The organism is Geminocystis sp. NIES-3708 (assembly GCF_001548095.1).
Lineage (GTDB): Bacteria > Cyanobacteriota > Cyanobacteriia > Cyanobacteriales > Cyanobacteriaceae > Geminocystis.
This window is the reverse complement of sequence record NZ_AP014815.1, coordinates 1,467,628-1,485,785: the sequence shown is the minus strand read 5'-3', so window position 1 is coordinate 1,485,785 and position 18,158 is coordinate 1,467,628. Positions and strand designations below refer to the sequence as shown.

Sequence of the window (18,158 nt, the reverse complement as noted above, 5' to 3'; positions counted from 1 at the left end):
CATTTACCTCCTAATAAAGATATTAACCTCAATAGCTATATCTTTTCCCCTAACTATGTTATAACAAAAAATAATAACATTATCTATCAAAATAATGAAACAAAAAACATACAGCATAAACCCTGCTAAAATAGGTAATCAACAAGGTTTTCGCCTTCCTAGTGCCTTTTATAAAGAAAATCCCCAATTTGCCGAAGCTACAGGAGAAATTGAAGTATTAAACGACGATACATTATTATTACGGATTAACCCTAAAAATGATATTGATGAGGAAGAAGAAGAAACATTAATGATGAGTATTTTTCTTGACTTTTTAACTAAAGATGCCCTAAAAAATCCTGAACAACTCAAGCCTTATACTCAGGAAATGAGTGATGAAATAGATAATTTATTAACGGGTGTTGACATAGAAGAATAATGAAGCCCATCCAAATAAATGGATATTTAATTTACTTTCACCCCCTTTTTTATCAACAATGGTTAGAGTTAGTAAATAGAGTTAAATATCTTAAGGAAAAATTAGAGCCAGAAAACTTTGTAACTCATCCAGAAGTTAAACTATTAAAAGCATTAGATCAAGGCATAAAAGATAAAATATCAAACGATCCTTTTGCCTCTTATTTTGTTCTCAAAAAACCTTTGCAAAAATATAGCCGTCTCAAAAAAATGGGTTTACCATCGAGGTATCGGCTATTTTTTCGAGTATTTAAAGAAGCAAATACAATTATTATTTTGTGGCTAGGTTTTCCCCGTAAAGAAGGAGATAAAAAAGACTGCTATAATGTATTTTCTAAGATGGTTATTAATGGTAATTTTCCCGAAGATATGAGCAGTTTTTTAGACTTGGTTAATAATTCAGGATATGATAATTAATGCTACAGTTCAACCAACTTTTCACTTTCCAAACGAAGATTTAAAAGGGCTTTTTCCTCTTTGTTATGGTGTTGTTGAGCATCAATCATGGGTTCAGTTTGATAAACATATTCTAGTAATTCATCGAGTTTATTCGCCCTTACCCATTCATAGACAATATTATTTAATCTCAACTCAAGCCCCTTAGAAAAGCCAAAAGTTTTGGGGTTAAGACAGTTTTCAGCAGGTTGAATCAATTTTGCTGAACCTTTAGTAACTTCCTGCAAAATTCTAGCCTTATAGAGTTTTTCTAAAGCTAAATCGATATTTTCGCTCTAAGGACCATTAAGATAATAACGCCAATCTACATCAGTAAGTTGCTTATCTTGCCATTTAACCGCACCTAAATCTGCAAGGTACAAGAATTTAAGCAACTGGGTTTTAGTGATATTACCCTTGATTTTACACACAAAAAACACAATTAGTTTTTCGAGCATTGATAAATTCATGTTTAATACCTTAACTATTAAATCCATTGTACCCTATCTTGATCGAAATCTGGCTAGAACTAAATTTGTGCAAAACTAAGCAAATTCTTTAATAAACCCTCCTTTTGTGCTTCTAACTCTAAGACTTACTTGCTTACCTCCTGCAAACTTCTCAAAGGTTGATACTGATAAAAATACTTATTAAAACTAATCTAATATACCAATAACAGTTTTATTCATATCCAACCACGCATCCTTTACATGGGGCACACCTCCTGTAAAAAGTAATCTTCAATTATGGTGGCTACCCTATGGCCAAAGGTTGAGGGTTTCAAACTCTCGTTAACATTCAAAAACAGAGGTTAAACAACTTACATCTTTATTAGCAATAGTGGAGGAAGATAGATAATAATTAAGAGGTATATTTTCAGTATCCCGTAAATTAGTATCGCTTTCATATTCCACATAAACATCAGGCTTATCCGTACAAAAATCACCAAAATTAGCTAAATTTTCTTTAGTTGTGCCTAATTGGTTTAATAACTCTTCTAACTTGTCTTTTTTAAGTTTATGGACTTTCTTAATAACTTTTTCTGCGGATTCATCTACCCAACTAACCGCCCCTAAAATTTGTTTTTTCTCGAAAGCTGAAAGTTTAATTTTTAATTGGTTAATTACCTTATCTACTTCTTGAGTAAATAAGTTAAAATCAGTCCAAATTTTATCGTTATTATTAGTACCAGTAATTGTCTCTAAACCAGTAGCAATTTTTTCAGCTTTTACCATTAATTCTTTTTGCTCAAGCCATTTTTTCTGAGATAATAAGGTTTTTAAATTAGCAGGAGTAATGGAAATTTCTTCTTTCTCCAAATGGGCTTTAATGTCTTTTTCGTGGGCTTTTAAATCCTGATAAACTTTTTCCCCTAAATGGTTATAAATCCATTCCATAGCCTCAGCAATATCACTTACAAAGCGTAAACTAGCTATCCTGTCTGGGGTAAATTGAGCCATTAATCTTAAAAGGCCTCTACGGTTACTTTATAAAAACCGAAGTCTTCATTGTTAAATACTTTACTAATAATCCAAACGGTATAAATTGGATAAAAATATCAGATGCTTCTGCTAGTTCTAAATATATTTATCAAACAAAAGAGAAAATAAAACCCGAAGGAATTAGAAATTCAAGATTAGTAAATGAGGGTGATTTCATCTTATCAAATTCGATGAGTTTTGGTCGTCCTTATATAATGAAAACATCTGGTTGCATTCATTATGGTTGGTTAGTTTTAAAAGACAAGTCAGGATTATTTGATCAAGATTATCTTTACTATTTCTTAGGTTCAAATACAACATATAAGCAATTTGATAATTTAGCGGCAGGTTCAACAGTAAGAAATCTCAATACAACTCCTATTCAAAAAGTAGAAATCGTTATCCCTCCCCTTGAGGTACAGAAAAGGATAGTAGAGATATTAGACGAGGCGTTTGAGGGGATAGACAGGGCGATCGCACTCTCTAAACAAAACCTCCTCAATGCCCATGAACTATTCGACTCCTACCTTAATAACATCTTTACTAATAAGGGTGATGATTGGGTTGAGAAAAAGTTAGGGGATATTTGTCAAAATTTAGATAGTAAAAGAATACCTATTACTAAATCTCAAAGAAAAAAAGGTAATATTCCTTATTATGGTGCATCAGGAATAGTTGATTATGTAGAAGGCTATATATTTGATGAAAATTTATTATTAATATCAGATGAAAATTTATTATTAATATCAGAAGATGGTGCAAATCTTTTAGCTAGAACTTATCCAATAGCTTTTTCAATTAGCGGTAAGACATGGGTTAATAATCATGCTCATGTTCTAAAATTTAAGAGTATCAATTTACAGAAATTTATAGAATATTATTTTAACTCTATTTCACTGAAACCATATGTAACAGGAATGGCTCAACCTAAATTAAATCAAACTACTCTTAATTCAATTATTGTACCCTTTCCTTCTGAAAAATATTGTCAAAATATAGTAAATAAACTAGATAAACTATCAACAGAAGTAAAAAGATTAGAGGAGATATATCAAAAAAAAGTGGCGTTGGTGAATGAGGGTATGATAGAAAGAGGAAAAAAGTGAAGTAAAAAAACATGAAATGTCCAGAATGTGGCTCCAAGAATATCAATAAAAATGGCATAAAAAAAGGAAAACAAAATCATATTTGTGTTCATTGTCGCGGACAATTTATAGCTCCAGAACAACTCAGTGGTAAAGGTTATAGTGATGATCTCAGAAAAGAATGCTTAAAAATGTACGTCAATGGTATGGGTTTTCGAGCTATTGGGAGGATTAAACAGGTGCATCATACAACGATCATCTCTTGGGTTAAAGCAGTGGGTCAAATTTTGCCACAGAGCTATCATCCAGAAACGCGACCAGAAGTTGGAGAATTAGATGAATTGCAAACCTTTGTCGGCTCAAAAAAAAACCAATCTGGCGATGGACAGCGGTAGATCATTTTCACGAGGGTATATTGGAATGGGTCATAGGGGATAGAAGTGCAAAAACATTTAGACCGTTGTGGGAGCAAGTAAAAAAATGGCATTGTTATTTTTATGTAACAGACGGGTGGAAAGTCTATGGAAACTTTATTCCTGAGGGCGACCAAATCATCTGTAAAACATACATGACCAGAGTGGAGGGAGAAAATACGAGATTAAGATATTATCTTGCTAGACTACATCGAAAAACTTTATGTTATTCAAAATCCATGGAGATTTTAAAGTATTCTGTTTCACTATTGATTCACTATCTCAAATTTAAAGATATACCAATTCCTTTTCGTCCTTTAGGGAGACCTACTTTTAGTCTTCTTCATACCTAAAATCACCAATGCCAATCTTCGGGAGTGGGGAAACGATCGACATAACCTTCTTGGGCGGTTCTCATGTCAACTTGATAAATACCAATACCATTGGTAGAGTAAGTGAAGGGTGTTTGAAGTCGTTGAGCATATTCCTTGGCTTGTTGGAGTCCTTCGGTATCGGGTAAATCTCTTCTTTTAGCTTCGATGACGGCTAATTTCTGGTTACGGTAAACCAAGACATAATCAGCAATTAAAGATTTAGCTCTCTTTCCACCGCCTAAGAGTCGTCCGAGGGCAATAACTTCCCTTTTAATGGCACTATGGGCAACAACTCCCCAACCCGCTTCTTTTAATTTAGGGTCAATTAATTCGGCTCTGGTTTCGGCTTCATTCATACTAATTATCTCACTCCTGCCATCCTAACCATTGTTTGAGACTTTGTTCAAGGGTGTTAATATCCTCTGATGTTAATACACCTATCTTCTTGATGATTAAGGTACTTTCAATGGTAAATATACCCCGTTTAACTGAACTTTCGACATTTAATCCCCCACTTTGCCAATCTTTAAGAATAAACTCTCCAGCCAAGAGGTTTTGAGTGCGACTGCTCAAAGGCACAATAAAGTAATCCATAGAAGAATGAGAGGCATTGATAACGATAGCAGGGCGTACTTTACTACTAGATAAGTCAGAAAAGGGATACCGAACTAAGATGATGTCATATTTAGAGTAACTCATTATAAACCTCTTCATCGGGATGTCCCCATATTTGTTGTAAGGAAGGCTGACTGACATTCACCCAGAATTGTTGTTCTTCGGTTTGGCTATCTAATTCTTCATCTTTGGCTATCTCTGTGGCTAGAAATTGTAATAGACGAATCTTATCGCTTTTACTGAGTTGTTGGATAGTGGGGTAAAGGTTGTTAATCATTTGCTGTGTTAAGAGTGTCATCTTGCTTAGTATGGATTAATTGGTTTGCTTTTAAGTTTCACGCATAAAGCTCAACTTTAATCTTCATGCCCGTTTTGGCTAACATATTAATGAGTTTATCGATACTAAAACGAGTAATGTCACCATTGAGAAGGTTACTAATTCGGGGCTGAGTTTCCTTAAAAAAGGCGGCAGCTTGTTGTTGTGTCCATCCCTGTGCTTCGATGTAAAAGCGTAACTGTAACATTAAGTCCGCTCTAATCTTGAGATTCATGGCTTCTTCGGCTTCAAAGCCCAAGTCTTCAAAGACATTATCACTACCTTTGGTAATTTGTACTGATTGAGCAATAGTCATGGTTTTACTCCCCTAAAGATTGTCTATATTCGAGCATTTGTTGATAACGTTGTTTCCCTACTTCAATATCCTGTTTAGATGTCTTCTGGGTTTTTTTACCAAAGGCATGAAGGACATAAACGGCTTCGGGGAACTTTGCCACATAAAATACACGGTAAGTATCTCCAGTCCATACTCTAATTTCAGCGACTCCTTTACCAATGACAGCCATTAGCTTAAAGTCAGTGGGTTGTAATCCCTGTTGAACCGCCCTGAGCTGTAAACCAGCCTTTCGCTTTGCCTCCGCAGGAAAACTACTAATATCCTCCTTTGATGTGCCAATCCAGTAGATTGGTTTATCTGCCATTGCTTGTTAATTACTTATTATACCTAATTTAGTATAACTCATTGTGACAGGTTATATTGAGTTGGTTAATTCTCCTCTAAATGCTCTCTCTAATACCGACTGTTTTAACTCCTCTAATAGTTTTACTTTTTTGGCATTGGTGATTTTAGGTATGAAGAAGACTAAAAGTAGGTCTCCCTAAAGGACGAAAAGGAATTGGTATATCTTTAAATTTGAGATAGTGAATCAATAGTGAAACAGAATACTTTAAAATCTCCATGGATTTTGAATAACATAAAGTTTTTCGATGTAGTCTAGCAAGATAATATCTTAATCTCGTATTTTCTCCCTCCACTCTGGTCATGTATGTTTTACAGATGATTTGGTCGCCCTCAGGAATAAAGTTTCCATAGACTTTCCACCCTTCTGTTACATAAAAATAACAATGCCATTTTTTTACTTGCTCCCACAACGGTCTAAATGTTTTTGCACTTCTATCCCCTATGACCCATTCCAATATACCCTCGTGAAAATGATCTACCGCTGTCCATCGCCAGATTGGTTTTTTTTTGAGCCGACAAAGGTTTGCAATTCATCTAATTCTCCAACTTCTGGTCGCGTTTCTGGATGATAGCTCTGTCGCAAAATTTGACCCACTGCTTTAACCCAAGAGATGATCGTTGTATGATGCACCTGTTTAATCCTCCCAATAGCTCGAAAACCCATACCATTGACGTACATTTTTAAGCATTCTTTTCTGAGATCATCACTATAACCTTTACCACTGAGTTGTTCTGGAGCTATAAATTGTCCGCGACAATGAACACAAATATGATTTTGTTTTCCTTTTTTTATGCCATTTTTATTGATATTCTTGGAGCCACATTCTGGACATTTCATGTTTTTTTACTTCACTTTTTTCCTCTTTCTATCATACCCTCATTCACCAACGCCCACTTTTTTGTTAATATGATAAATCTAAATACTAGATGATAAAAGACTTAATTTTTTCATACGCAAAACTTGATTAAGCTAAAAGACATCTTCATTGCAACCTCTAATTCAAGATAGCAATGTTTTCATGGTTTCACATCGTAGATTAAATAGTCCTTAAGTTTAATCGTCTCAAATCATCAAATTGTAACGGTTGCCCAAGGCTCTAGTTCAATCACTCTAGTGCTAAGATTTTCTTTGGATAGTAGATGACGAAAATTATCTATTGAACCTTCTTCTTTTAATATCTTCGTTAATAAGCCCTGAAATTCTAAGTCTCCTCCCGCCGCAGTGGATAAAATGAATTCTGGTTTTAACCATTGACATGCTTCTATTGCCTTTTCTTGCCCTTTTATTACTGAACCAATAAACGGTATTTTTATATTAGTTAATGGTGTGATAATTACTTTTACTGTTTCTTTTTGTTTTAAATTAGGTGAATGGAAACCATGAGGTTCATAATATAAAGATTCTTCATTAGTTAAATCCCGAATAATATAACCATTTTCCACTAAATTTGGACCTACTGGAGAACCTGTTACTGCTTGTATTGTGATTTTATCATCAAAAATATAAGTTTCATCGTGTTTTAAGGTTTTAATATTCTTGAAACCTAAATCTTGACAAACTTTTCCTGCATTTTCTGAGCCTATGACAGGTAAATGATGATCTAAGATTTTTAATGTTGGAGGATGGGCGTGATCTTCTAAACCTTGAGATAATAAAATTAGATCAATATTTTCAGGAATTTCCCGTAAAGTGCATTTTTTTCCTTCTAATAGCCATGTCGCATTTCCAAAGACAAGAGTTCCTACTAACCAAGGATCAAGTAAAATTCTTAATCCAGCAATTTCGATTAACCATGAATTGCTATCTAACCAAGTTAACTGCATATAAAAACACTATTAAAATTTACTCTATTCTAGCTAAATATAAAAACATCAAATGACAATAATTTTTAAATATTAGAACGACAGAAATTTTATTAGTCGCTAATTATATTTTACAATGGTATCCCAATTAACTATTGATTAATTTTTAAAAAATGCACTATCAAACTTTAGAAAAATGGCAACATTCCCATGATTTTTTAACAGGAGATACAAATTCGGGAGAAAAAAGAACTTGGATAGTTTTAGGCTTTACTTTTATGACTATGATAGCCGAAATTATTGCTGGAACTACTTTTGGTTCGATGGCACTATTAGCTGATGGTTGGCACATGGCTACTCATGTAGGTGCTTTTTGTATTACTCTATTAACCTATCATTACGCTCGGATTAACGCCCATAATCCTAAATATACTTTTGGAACTGGAAAAGTTACTGTTTTAGGAGGTTTTGCTAGTGCGATCGCATTATCAGTTATTGCGTTAATTACAGGTGTTGAGTCAATAGTTCGTTTGTTCGATCCCCAAGAAATTCAATTTAATCAAGCTATTTATGTTGCTATTTTAGGCTTAATCGTTAATATTGTTAGTGCATTTTTATTACAAGAACATGACCACCATAATCATGAACATTCTCATCACCATCATGATCATAATCTTCGAGCGGCATATTTTCACGTTTTAGCCGATGCGTTAACCTCTGTATTGGCTATTATTGCCTTATTAACTGCTAGACAATGGGGTTGGATTTGGATGGATGCAGTTATGGGTTTAGTGGCAACCCTAGTTATAGGTAAATGGGCATGGGGTTTAATTGCTGATACTGCAACTATTTTACTTGATGGTAGTGTTAATCAAAAAACGAAATTAAAAATTATCGATATTATTGAATCAGATGCAGATAATCGCATTGTCGATTTACATTTTTGGAATATCAGTGAACATTATTTTTCTGCTACTATTTCTATCGTTACCCATCATCCTCAACCCCCTGAATATTATAAAAATTTATTGAAAAACATATCTAATTTATCCCATATTTTAATTGAAGTTAATCTTTGTGATAACGAAGAATGTAAGGGTTAAGAGATTTTGCCTAAATAAATAAGTAGGATAGGATGTGATAAAAAAGTTTTTTGGTGAATTTAACTTGTCGGTTTTCTTATGCTATTAGCAAAAAAACTATGATGCTTTTATTTTTGATAATTATCAACTCAATAATTTTGAGCGTAAATGCTTAATCTTATCTCGATATTCAGCCGCTTTTTCAAACTCTAAATTTTGGGCAGCTTTTTGCATTTCTTCTTCAAATTGTTTAATTAAATTAGGGATTTTATCTAAAGTTATTTCTTCTAAATGAGTATAAACTTCTTCTAATTCTTGTTTATTTAATTTTCTTGATATATCTAAATATTCTAAAATTGAGTTGCTAGATTTTTTGATAATAGATTGAGGAATAATATTATTTTCTTGGTTATATTTTTGCTGAATTTCTCGACGGCGATTAGTTTCATTGATGGCTTTTTCCATACTTTGAGTAAAATTATCAGCGTATAAAATTGCCTGTCCATTTACATGACGAGCCGCTCTTCCCATCGTTTGAATTAATGATTTTTCTGATCTTAAAAAACCCTCTTTATCAGCATCTAAAATAATCACTAAAGATACTTCAGGTAAGTCTAAACCTTCCCTTAATAAATTTACTCCAATTAAGACATCAAAATCTCCTGCTCTTAAACTTTGTAAAATCTCAATTCTTTCAATGGATTGAATCTCAGAATGTAAGTATTGTACATTTATATCTTTTTCTTGTAAATATTCTGTCAAATCTTCTGACATTCTTTTAGTTAAAGTAGTAATTAAAACTCGTTCTTTTTTACTAATTCTTTCCTTAATTTCTGAAAATAAGTCATCTATTTGTCCCTCGCTAGGTCTTACAAAAATTTGCGGATCTAAAATACCAGTAGGGCGAATAATTTGCTCAAAAATTTGATTATTTGATTGCTCAATTTCCCAATTACTAGGAGTAGCTGAAACGAAAATACACTGTTTAACTTTTTGCCAAAATTCATCGGCTTTTAAAGGGCGATTATCTGCCGCACTAGGTAAACGAAAACCGTGATCAATTAACACTTTTTTCCTTGCTTGATCTCCGTTATACATTCCCCTTATTTGTGGTACAGTGACATGGGATTCGTCTACTACTAAAAGCCAATCTTCAGGAAAATAATCGACTAAACAATCGGGAGATTCTCCCGCTTTTCTTCCTGCTAAATGTCGGGAATAATTTTCGACACCATTACAATATCCCACCTCTTTTAACATTTCTAAATCATAGTTAGTTTTTTGTTTTAACCTTTGTGCTTCTACTAATTTTCCTTCTTTTTCAAACTCTATTAATCTTTTCTCTAATTCTTCTTTAATCTCAGCGATCGCCTGTTCTACCCTTTCCTGTGGTGTTACAAAATGCTTAGCAGGGTAAATATTAATTCGCTCTAATTGGTCTAATAATTGACCTGTAACAGGATCTAAAAGGGAAATTGCTTCGATTTCTTCTCCAAAAAATTCGATTCTGATAACTCGATCTTCGTAGGCTGGGACAACTTCTAAGACATCACCTTTTATCCTAAAAGTAGCACGACGCATATCAATATCATTGCGAGTATATTGCACATTGACTAAATCTCGAATGAGTTGACGAGGATCATATTCTTGGTTAATCTGTAGAGGAATAGAGGCTTTAAGGTATTCAACGGGCATTCCCAAACCGTAAATACAACTTATAGAAGCCACGACAATAACATCTTTTCTTTCAAAAAGAGATCTAGTTGCTGAATGTCTTAACATATCAATCTCATCATTGATAGATGAACTTTTCTCGATGTAAGTATCAGTAACGGCAATATATGCTTCTGGTTGGTAGTAGTCGTAATAGCTGACAAAATATTCCACAGCATTATAAGGGAAAAATTGTCTTAATTCGTTACAAAGTTGAGCTGCAAGGGTTTTATTATGGGCTAAGACTAAAGTTGGTTTTTGATGGTTCGCAATAGTACAAGCAATAGTATATGTTTTTCCTGTACCTGTTGCACCAAGTAAAGTTTGAAAAGTATTTCCTGATTGTAATGATTTTACCAGATTAGCGATCGCTTTTGGTTGATCTCCAGTGGGTTTAAAAGGTGCTTGTAAGGTAAACATGAATTAATTTTTGAGAGACGTAATAGGTAATGGGTTAATTGTAGGGATGAATGGCATTAGCTCGAATTTTAAATCTCAGACTCTACTTTTACCAGTATATTTTATCCAATATCCAAGATCTAAGTTTTAACTAAGAGAAGGGAACATTTGTCTTTTTTTTCAGTCCATAATATGAGTAATAGTCTTTATGTTGACTAAATATTAAATCTTGGTTAATGATTGTGCTTTATTTTAAACGTAAATTATTATATTTAACTATCTCTTTCAGTGTTGCACTCGGTTTAATTTTTACAGATGTGAGGATGACTCAAGCTATTCCTTGGGGTGAATTATTGATTAGAGGAGTACAAGCAATTCAAATAAGTAATCTTAGTGATCAACAAGAGGTACAATTTGGAAATCAAATAAGACAACAATTATTATCTCAAGGGAAAATTAAATTATATCATAATGATGAATTATACCGTTATGTTAATCAAATTGGTAATAAGTTAGTCTCCGTTAGTAATCGATCAAATTTACCTTACCGTTTCGAGATTGTAGATAATCCTCAAGTCAATGCTTTTGCCACCATGGGAGGATATATTTATCTTCATACGGGGTTAATTACCACCGCTGCCAATGAAGCAGAATTGGCAAGTGTTATTGCCCATGAAATCGCCCATGTTGTTGCCCGTCATTCTCAAAAACAAATGCGTCAACAAGCTATTACTCAAGGATTGTTAAGTGCCACAGGCTTGGATAAAGCAAACGTAGTAAAATTAGGAGTACAATTAGCCGTTAATTTACCCTATAGTCGTCAAGATGAGTTTGAAGCCGATGCTATTGGTTTACAAATTTTATATGATGCTGGTTATGCACCCCGTGCTATGGTAGATTTTATGCAAAAATTAGCTAAAACTGGTGGTAAAACCCCTACTTTACTTAGCACTCATCCCAATGGTGTAGATCGTGCGATCGCACTTGATCAAAAAATTCCTCGTCAAATTGCTTATCAAGGATATGGTTTAGATAAACAAGCCTATCAGTATAATATCAGGTCGTTATTGAGAAAGTAAAAGATAATGAAAATATTTATTTAACAAACCTCACTTATAAAAAAATTTCGGTTAATTGGTGAGGTTTATCAATTAAAAAATCTGGTTGATGTTGAGCTAAAATATCGGCAGAATTAAAACCCCATGCTACGGCAATAACTTTTATTTTACTTTTTTTTGCTGCTTCTATATCACGAGTTTCATCGCCAACATAGACTATTTCATCAATTACTAATTTATGTTTTTTAATTAATTTGTTAATAGTTTTATTTTTTCCAAATAGTGTATTAGCAGAATAAACAAAATCAAAATAGTATTCTAATTCATTATTTTCAAGAAATTCTAAAACATTATCTTCCATATTAGAGGTAACAATACCTAAATTAAAACCTTGTTGTTTCAGTTTACTTAAAGCCTCTTTTATCCCCACAAATGGTTTAAGGTTTGCGATATGTTGATTTAATTCTTTTTTGACTCGCCTTAATAAAAATGGTATTTTATAGGCTGGAATAGGAGATTGTAAAATAATATCTCTAGAACTTAAATTACTTAAACGAATAACATCATTTTCCGTAACAGGATCATAACCAAATTCCTCAGCTAATTCATTCGCAATTTTAACCAATGTTGTGCGACTATCAGCAATAGTGCCATCAAAATCAAATATAAACATTTTTTCTGCCATGAAAATCTTATTTCTAGTGGGAATTTGTAGCTAAAAATTTTGGGAAATCTGATTGTTATTTCTAAATTCTAAGTTTTACTATTTATGTATCTTAATCTTTAATCGGACTTTTTTCGATCTGACATTGAGCATTGCGCCGCCACATTTCTGGTTTAATACGCCGTAAAGCTGAACCTTGAAAGCGTTTATCCCATTCTGTTTTCGTTATTTGTGCTAATTCTGTTAACTTAGGATTAATATTAGCAGAATAAGGAGAAAAATCTGGCACATCTGTGACTTTAGCAAATCTTTGATTCCAAGGGCAAACATCTTGACAAATATCACACCCCGCTACCCAGCCGTTTAACTTAGAAGCAATTTCTGGAGGTAAAGTTTCTTGACGGTTTTCGATGGTATGATACGCAATACAAAGATTAGCATTCACAACAAAAGGTTCGGTAATCGCTTGAGTGGGACAAGCATCCAAACATCTTGTACAAGTGCCACAATGATTAGTATGGGGTTGATCTGGGCTAAGATGAACATTGATTAAAATTTCTCCTAAAAATACCCAACTACCATAATCTTTTGTGATGAGATTACTGTTTTTAGCTACCCAACCGACTCCAGCTTGTTGTGCCCAAAATTTATCTTGAATTGGTCCAGTATCTACATAATATCTTACTTTAATATTTTCATCTTTTGCTGTTAACCATTGACATAAAGTTTTCAGTTTTTTTGCCATAACTCGATGATAATCTCTTCCCCAACCATAGCGAGAAATTTTAGCAGTGTCAGGATTATCGGAATGTTGATGAGGAGTATAGTAATTTAAAGCAAGGGAAATAATAGATTTTGTTTCCTCCCAAGTTTCTTTAATATCTTGTCTTCGAGGATTACTCATCCACGCCATTTGTGCTTGATAATCTTTATCTAACCATTGTTGAAGACGCTGTTTATTTTCTGCTTGTTTATATGAGTTTATGGTAACGTTTGTGATCCCAATTCGATGAAATCCGATGTCTAAGGCTTGTTGTTTAATATCTTCACTAGTAAAGTATAGACTTTTTTCATTGTTCTTCATTTGTTTTATAGATATTTATAAATAATAAATTTTTGATCTCAATTAGTAATTATTCATTGATTCCCCTATTTTCGGGTAATATTGACTATTAAGAGTTATCAAATTGATTAATTATGGATTTTTCTAGTCAAATTGCTAGTCAATTGAATGCTGGTGGTGTTATTCCCGAAGCAATTGTCATCGTCACTTTATTATTAGTACTAACACTGGATTTAATTTTTGGGCGTAAATCCGTGGCATGGTTGCCTTATTTCGCCATTGCTGGTTTACTTGCGTCAGTAACAGCTTTATTTTATGGTTGGGATAACCCTGATCCTACCTCATTTTTAGGCTCTTTTACTTCTGATAATCTTAGTATCGTTTTTCGTGCCATCGTCGCTTTATCCACCGCTATCACCATTCTATTATCCATCGCCTATATTGAAAATACGGGTACTTCTTTAGCAGAATTTATCGGTATTCTGTTAACAGCAACCCTTGGGGGGATGTTTCTTTGTGGTGCATCAGAATTAGTGATGATTTTCGTCTCCTTAGAAATGCTCAGTATTTCTTCTTATTTACTGACTGGCTACATGAAACGAGATCCTCGCTCTAATGAAGCGGCTTTGAAATATTTATTAATTGGTGCAGCTAGTTCAGCAATTTTTCTCTATGGTTCATCTTTATTATATGGATTATCAGGAGGCATGACTAATATAAATACTATCACCGCAACTTTACCAACAGGACAAGGTTTAGAATCTCTTGGTTTAGCAATTGCTTTAGTATTTATGGTAGCTGGTATTGCCTTTAAAATCTCCGCCGTGCCCTTTCATCAGTGGACACCTGATGTGTATGAAGGTTCACCTACTCCTGTAGTCGCATTTTTATCGGTAGGCTCAAAAGCAGCTGGTTTTGCCATCGCTATCAGATTATTAGTAACAGCATTTGCCCCAGTAACTCAAGAATGGCATTTTATTTTTACAGCCTTAGCCATTTTGAGTATGGTATTGGGTAATGTCGTAGCCCTAGCTCAGACTAGCATGAAACGAATGTTAGCTTATTCATCTATTGGTCAAGCAGGTTTTGTGATGATTGGCTTAGTAGCGGGTACTCAAGCAGGTTACTCAAGTATGATATTTTACTTATTTCTCTACCTATTTATGAATTTAGGTGCATTTGCTTGTGTAATTCTGTTTGCATTAAGAACTGGTACAGATAAAATTAGCGACTATGCTGGACTATATCAAAAAGATCCCCTATTAACCCTCGGATTAAGCCTTTGTTTGCTTTCTTTGGGCGGAATCCCCCCTTTAGCAGGATTTTTTGGCAAAATTTACATTTTCTGGGCTGGGTGGCAAGCGGGGCTTTATGGCTTAGTTTTAGTCGCTTTAGTTACCAGCGTTATCTCAATTTACTATTACATTAGAGTCGTTAAAATGATGGTAGTTAAAGAACCTCATGAGATGTCAGAAGTAGTGAAAAAATATCCTTCCATTCGTTGGAATATGCCCGGAATGCGTCCTATTCAAGTGGGGTTAGTGTTTTTGCTTATCGCCACTTCCTTACTTGGTATTTTATCGAATCCCGTGGTGACAATTGCCAATAAATCAGTCACCAGTAGTTTAGTATTAAAACCCTCTTTGGAAGCAGGTGCTAATAATATTTCTGCCAGTGAAGTCAGAACTATTTTATAAATAAATTTGATGGAAATTGGTTAAGTTTTAATACTACTAATTTCCATTAATGGGAAAGTAAACAAAGAGGATTAATCTTAATTAAATCTCCCAATCATCATCAGTTATAGAAGTCAGCTAATAGTGATAATAGTATTATCCTAATTCTAAATTTTTTGTTATATCTTACCAGCTTAGAATACAGAAGATAGATTAACTATATAATAAATTTTTGACAAAATATTAATTATCAATTACTTAAAAATGTTGCCAGAAAACATAACTATTCAAGCAAAAAAATTAACAGAATCTACATCGATTAATCTTTTAAAAAAAATAAAATTCACTTCTTTAAAAACAACTATTATAGAAGATAATATTTTAACTAGCTATGTCTTAGATGGAGAAAAAAACTCTCCCATTTTATTATTACATGGTTTCGATAGTTCTTTACTTGAATTTCGCCGTTTATTACCATTACTTAAAAAAAATCATCAAGTTTGGGCTTTAGATTTACTGGGTTTTGGTTTCACAGAACGTAAATTATCGATTAATTATTGCACTGAAAATATTAAAATTCATTTACAACAATTTTGGGCAAAAATGATCCAAAAACCAGTCATTTTAATTGGTGCATCTATGGGAGGTGCAACAGCTATTGACTTTACCTTAAATTATCCTGAAGCTGTAGAAAAATTAATTTTATTAGATAGTGGGGGTTTAATACAACCACCGATTTTGGGCAAATTTCTTTTCCCCCCATTCGATTATTTTGCCACAGAATTTTTGCGGAATTTAAAAGTTAGGCAAAGTATTAGTAAAACTGCTTATTTTAATCCTAATTTTGCCAGTGAAGATGCGTTGCTATGTGCCGCCTTACATCTACAATCTGATCACTGGAATAACGCCTTAATTTCTTTTACTAAAAGTGGCGGTTATGGCTCATTTTCTCAACAGTTAAATAACATCGAAAAACCAACTCTAATTATTTGGGGTGAAAACGACAAAATTTTAGGCATTAAATCTGCTAATAAATTTCAAGACATGATACTCCATAGTAAATTAATTTGGGTAAAAAATTGTGGTCATGTTCCACATTTAGAACAATCTAAGATTACAGCTAATCATATTCTCGATTTTGCCAACAACTGATAGACTAAAGAAAAATTCAATATTTTGTTACAATCAACTCAAACTAAATTATCTATATTTAATCGCAACTATGAGCAATAAACCCATCGTTATTTCCCCTTCAATTCTCTCTGCTGATTTTAGTCGTCTCGGTGAAGATATTAAGGCAGTGGATGCCGCTGGTGCAGATTGGATTCATGTTGATGTTATGGATGGTCGTTTTGTCCCTAATATTACCATTGGTCCTTTAATTGTACAAGCAATTCGTCCTTATACCAAAAAACCTTTAGACGTTCATTTAATGATAGTTGAACCTGAAAAATACGTTGCTGATTTTGCCAACGCAGGTGCAGATATTATTTCTGTTCATGCTGAACATAATGCTTCACCACACTTACATCGTACATTGTGTCAAATTCGTGAGTTGGGTAAACAATCAGGAGTAGTACTCAATCCCTCAACTCCTTTAGAATTAATCGAGTATGTGATTGATGTTTGTGACTTAGTTTTAATCATGAGTGTTAACCCCGGATTTGGAGGGCAAAGTTTCATTCCTTCTGTTGTGCCTAAAATCAAGGCTTTACGTCAGATGTGTGACGAACGTGGTGTAGATCCTTGGATTGAAGTTGACGGTGGCTTGAAACCTAATAATACGTGGCAAGTTTTAGAAGCTGGTGCTAATGCTATTGTAGCAGGATCTGCTGTCTTTAATGCACCAGACTATGCTGAAGCCATTAATGCGATTCGTAATAGTAAACGCCCTGAATTAGTTACAGCTTAAGCAATTAACAATTGATAATTAACAATTAACAATTATTGCAAAAATTACGGCTAAAACTCTTACCATGATGAGATAATTTTTTTGGTAAGTCTAACTAACAATATTTTTACCGATAATTTTTTTACAAGTGAGTAGATTATTAATAATTTTCTCGTCTAATTCATATAAATTTTTTAGTATTTTATAATATTTAATCGCCTCTAAATATAGGCATTGTTTTTGACAAATCATCGCCATTTGTAATAGTGCCCAGTAATCTTCATTTTTAATAATTAAGGCTTGTTGATAACTTTTTTTAGCATTTTCCCACTGTTTAATTTTTTGTTGACATTCTCCTTGCCAATAATAACTCCAGTAGTCATCATTACGAATTTTTAAAGCTTGTTGAAACAAATCTAATGCCTTAAGATATTTTTGTTGATAATAATAAGACTTTCCGAGGCGATAAGTTGCCCAATAATCTTTAGATTTGTTTTTTAAGACAATAGTAAAACAATGAATTGCTTCACGATGATTATTTAATTTTTCTTGCCAAAGATAACCTTCATCATACCATGACCAATAGTTACTTGATTCAATTTCACAAGCTGTTTTATAACTAAAGATAGCCTCAGAATATTTCCCTAATTCTTCTAATACTTTTCCTCGATAATACCATGCAAAATAATCATTAGGATGATATTCGATAGCTTTATCATAACTATATAAAGCATCCTCCCATAAATGACGATTGCGAAGTTGATTTCCTTGATAATACCATCCTTGATAGCTGTCAGGACGACATTCTAACACACGATAAACCTCACTGACTTTACTGGCAACCATGATATTTCACTTTCAATATAATTTAATTTTCTGCTGTGTTAACTTAATTTTATCAGTTATAACTATATAACTACACTGAAAGGGT

General features: G+C 33.4%; 23 protein-coding genes. 9 read left to right on the top strand and 14 right to left on the bottom strand.

Annotated features, from left to right (window positions below; all coding sequences use genetic code 11):
* Nucleotides 1-94 precede the first annotated feature (94 nt).
* Nucleotides 95-418, top strand: a complete 324-nt coding sequence (locus GM3708_RS06420) for a hypothetical protein (RefSeq protein ID WP_066344994.1) — start codon at nucleotides 95-97, stop codon at nucleotides 416-418.
* Nucleotides 418-873, top strand: coding sequence for a type II toxin-antitoxin system YhaV family toxin (locus GM3708_RS06415; RefSeq protein WP_066344993.1), 456 nt, complete (start codon nucleotides 418-420; stop codon nucleotides 871-873). Before GM3708_RS06420 ends, GM3708_RS06415 begins: the two co-directional genes overlap by 1 nt.
* A 2-nt stretch (nucleotides 874-875) precedes the next feature.
* Here GM3708_RS06415 and GM3708_RS18945 read toward each other — a convergent pair whose 3' ends face one another.
* The 3 genes from GM3708_RS18945 to GM3708_RS06405 form a co-directional block, all read right to left on the bottom strand.
* On the bottom strand, nucleotides 876-1,139 hold the full coding sequence (locus GM3708_RS18945) for a hypothetical protein (protein ID WP_197671686.1): 264 nt from the start codon (nucleotides 1,137-1,139) through the stop codon (nucleotides 876-878).
* Nucleotides 1,140-1,187: 48 nt separating this feature from the next.
* On the bottom strand, nucleotides 1,188-1,361 hold the full coding sequence (locus GM3708_RS18940) for a hypothetical protein (protein WP_197671685.1): 174 nt from the start codon (nucleotides 1,359-1,361) through the stop codon (nucleotides 1,188-1,190).
* Between the two features lie 321 nt (nucleotides 1,362-1,682).
* A complete protein-coding gene (locus tag GM3708_RS06405) occupies nucleotides 1,683-2,351 on the bottom strand; it encodes a hypothetical protein (RefSeq protein WP_066344991.1) in 669 nt (222 codons plus the stop codon).
* Here GM3708_RS06405 and GM3708_RS18245 point away from each other — a divergent pair.
* Both GM3708_RS18245 and GM3708_RS17865 read left to right on the top strand, forming a co-directional pair.
* Complete coding sequence (locus GM3708_RS18245) at nucleotides 2,342-3,478, top strand: restriction endonuclease subunit S (RefSeq protein ID WP_082714011.1); 1,137 nt, start codon at nucleotides 2,342-2,344, stop codon at nucleotides 3,476-3,478. The genes GM3708_RS06405 and GM3708_RS18245 overlap by 10 nt on opposite strands.
* Before the next feature lie 11 nt (nucleotides 3,479-3,489).
* Nucleotides 3,490-4,223 (top strand): IS1 family transposase gene (locus GM3708_RS17865; RefSeq protein WP_231933103.1). Its coding sequence is split into 2 segments (ribosomal slippage): nucleotides 3,490-3,828 and nucleotides 3,831-4,223, totalling 732 coding nucleotides; the frame shifts between segments, so codons are not numbered across the junction.
* 2 nt (nucleotides 4,224-4,225) lie between these two features.
* Here the strand turns inward: GM3708_RS17865 and GM3708_RS06385 are convergent.
* The 7 genes from GM3708_RS06385 to GM3708_RS06350 all read right to left on the bottom strand — a co-directional run bounded on the left by GM3708_RS06385 (nucleotide 4,226) and on the right by GM3708_RS06350 (nucleotide 7,702).
* The gene (locus GM3708_RS06385; RefSeq protein ID WP_066344985.1) at nucleotides 4,226-4,600 is read right to left on the bottom strand and encodes a type I restriction enzyme HsdR N-terminal domain-containing protein; all 375 of its coding nucleotides are present in this window, start codon (nucleotides 4,598-4,600) and stop codon (nucleotides 4,226-4,228) included.
* Between the two features lie 10 nt (nucleotides 4,601-4,610).
* Nucleotides 4,611-4,943: a type II toxin-antitoxin system PemK/MazF family toxin gene (locus GM3708_RS06380; protein ID WP_231933101.1), complete on the bottom strand. Its 333-nt coding sequence runs from the start codon at nucleotides 4,941-4,943 to the stop codon at nucleotides 4,611-4,613.
* On the bottom strand, nucleotides 4,930-5,157 hold the full coding sequence (locus GM3708_RS06375; protein WP_066344983.1) for a hypothetical protein: 228 nt from the start codon (nucleotides 5,155-5,157) through the stop codon (nucleotides 4,930-4,932). Before GM3708_RS06375 ends, GM3708_RS06380 begins: the two co-directional genes overlap by 14 nt.
* A gap of 37 nt (nucleotides 5,158-5,194) precedes the next feature.
* On the bottom strand, nucleotides 5,195-5,491 hold the full coding sequence (locus GM3708_RS06370) for a helix-turn-helix domain-containing protein (RefSeq protein WP_066344982.1): 297 nt from the start codon (nucleotides 5,489-5,491) through the stop codon (nucleotides 5,195-5,197).
* A gap of 4 nt (nucleotides 5,492-5,495) precedes the next feature.
* A complete protein-coding gene (locus GM3708_RS06365; RefSeq protein WP_066344980.1) occupies nucleotides 5,496-5,837 on the bottom strand; it encodes a type II toxin-antitoxin system RelE/ParE family toxin in 342 nt (113 codons plus the stop codon).
* A 145-nt stretch (nucleotides 5,838-5,982) separates the two neighbouring features.
* Nucleotides 5,983-6,716 (bottom strand): IS1 family transposase gene (locus GM3708_RS17860; RefSeq protein ID WP_396229655.1). Its coding sequence is split into 2 segments (ribosomal slippage): nucleotides 5,983-6,375 and nucleotides 6,378-6,716, totalling 732 coding nucleotides; the frame shifts between segments, so codons are not numbered across the junction.
* A gap of 233 nt (nucleotides 6,717-6,949) precedes the next feature.
* Nucleotides 6,950-7,702 carry an MBL fold metallo-hydrolase gene (locus GM3708_RS06350; RefSeq protein ID WP_066344977.1) on the bottom strand — a complete coding sequence of 251 codons (753 nt, stop codon included), beginning with the start codon at nucleotides 7,700-7,702 and terminating at the stop codon, nucleotides 6,950-6,952.
* Between the two features lie 152 nt (nucleotides 7,703-7,854).
* On the opposite strand from GM3708_RS06350, the gene dmeF reads away from it, so the two are divergent.
* On the top strand, nucleotides 7,855-8,784 hold the full coding sequence (dmeF, locus tag GM3708_RS06345; RefSeq protein WP_066344976.1) for a CDF family Co(II)/Ni(II) efflux transporter DmeF: 930 nt from the start codon (nucleotides 7,855-7,857) through the stop codon (nucleotides 8,782-8,784).
* Between the two features lie 123 nt (nucleotides 8,785-8,907).
* Here dmeF and uvrB read toward each other — a convergent pair whose 3' ends face one another.
* Nucleotides 8,908-10,896: an excinuclease ABC subunit UvrB gene (uvrB, locus tag GM3708_RS06340; RefSeq protein WP_066344975.1), complete on the bottom strand. Its 1,989-nt coding sequence runs from the start codon at nucleotides 10,894-10,896 to the stop codon at nucleotides 8,908-8,910.
* Nucleotides 10,897-11,117: 221 nt separating this feature from the next.
* On the opposite strand from uvrB, the gene GM3708_RS06335 reads away from it, so the two are divergent.
* On the top strand, nucleotides 11,118-11,954 hold the full coding sequence (locus tag GM3708_RS06335; protein WP_231933100.1) for a M48 family metallopeptidase: 837 nt from the start codon (nucleotides 11,118-11,120) through the stop codon (nucleotides 11,952-11,954).
* Nucleotides 11,955-11,988: 34 nt separating this feature from the next.
* Here GM3708_RS06335 and GM3708_RS06330 read toward each other — a convergent pair whose 3' ends face one another.
* Nucleotides 11,989-12,618, bottom strand: coding sequence for an HAD-IA family hydrolase (locus GM3708_RS06330; RefSeq protein WP_066344971.1), 630 nt, complete (start codon nucleotides 12,616-12,618; stop codon nucleotides 11,989-11,991).
* 91 nt (nucleotides 12,619-12,709) lie between these two features.
* Entirely contained in the window at nucleotides 12,710-13,681 is a 972-nt protein-coding gene (gene queG, locus GM3708_RS06325; RefSeq protein WP_066344969.1) for a tRNA epoxyqueuosine(34) reductase QueG, read from the bottom strand.
* 113 nt (nucleotides 13,682-13,794) lie between these two features.
* On the opposite strand from queG, the gene GM3708_RS06320 reads away from it, so the two are divergent.
* The 3 genes from GM3708_RS06320 to rpe all read left to right on the top strand — a co-directional run bounded on the left by GM3708_RS06320 (nucleotide 13,795) and on the right by rpe (nucleotide 17,248).
* Nucleotides 13,795-15,357, top strand: coding sequence for an NAD(P)H-quinone oxidoreductase subunit N (locus GM3708_RS06320; RefSeq protein WP_066344968.1), 1,563 nt, complete (start codon nucleotides 13,795-13,797; stop codon nucleotides 15,355-15,357).
* Between the two features lie 243 nt (nucleotides 15,358-15,600).
* Entirely contained in the window at nucleotides 15,601-16,488 is an 888-nt protein-coding gene (locus GM3708_RS06315) for an alpha/beta fold hydrolase (protein WP_066344966.1), read from the top strand.
* Nucleotides 16,489-16,558: 70 nt separating this feature from the next.
* The gene (gene rpe / locus GM3708_RS06310) at nucleotides 16,559-17,248 is read left to right on the top strand and encodes a ribulose-phosphate 3-epimerase (RefSeq protein ID WP_066344964.1); all 690 of its coding nucleotides are present in this window, start codon (nucleotides 16,559-16,561) and stop codon (nucleotides 17,246-17,248) included.
* Nucleotides 17,249-17,338: 90 nt separating this feature from the next.
* Here rpe and GM3708_RS06305 read toward each other — a convergent pair whose 3' ends face one another.
* Nucleotides 17,339-18,073 carry a tetratricopeptide repeat protein gene (locus GM3708_RS06305; RefSeq protein WP_066344962.1) on the bottom strand — a complete coding sequence of 245 codons (735 nt, stop codon included), beginning with the start codon at nucleotides 18,071-18,073 and terminating at the stop codon, nucleotides 17,339-17,341.
* Nucleotides 18,074-18,158: the final 85 nt, after the last annotated feature.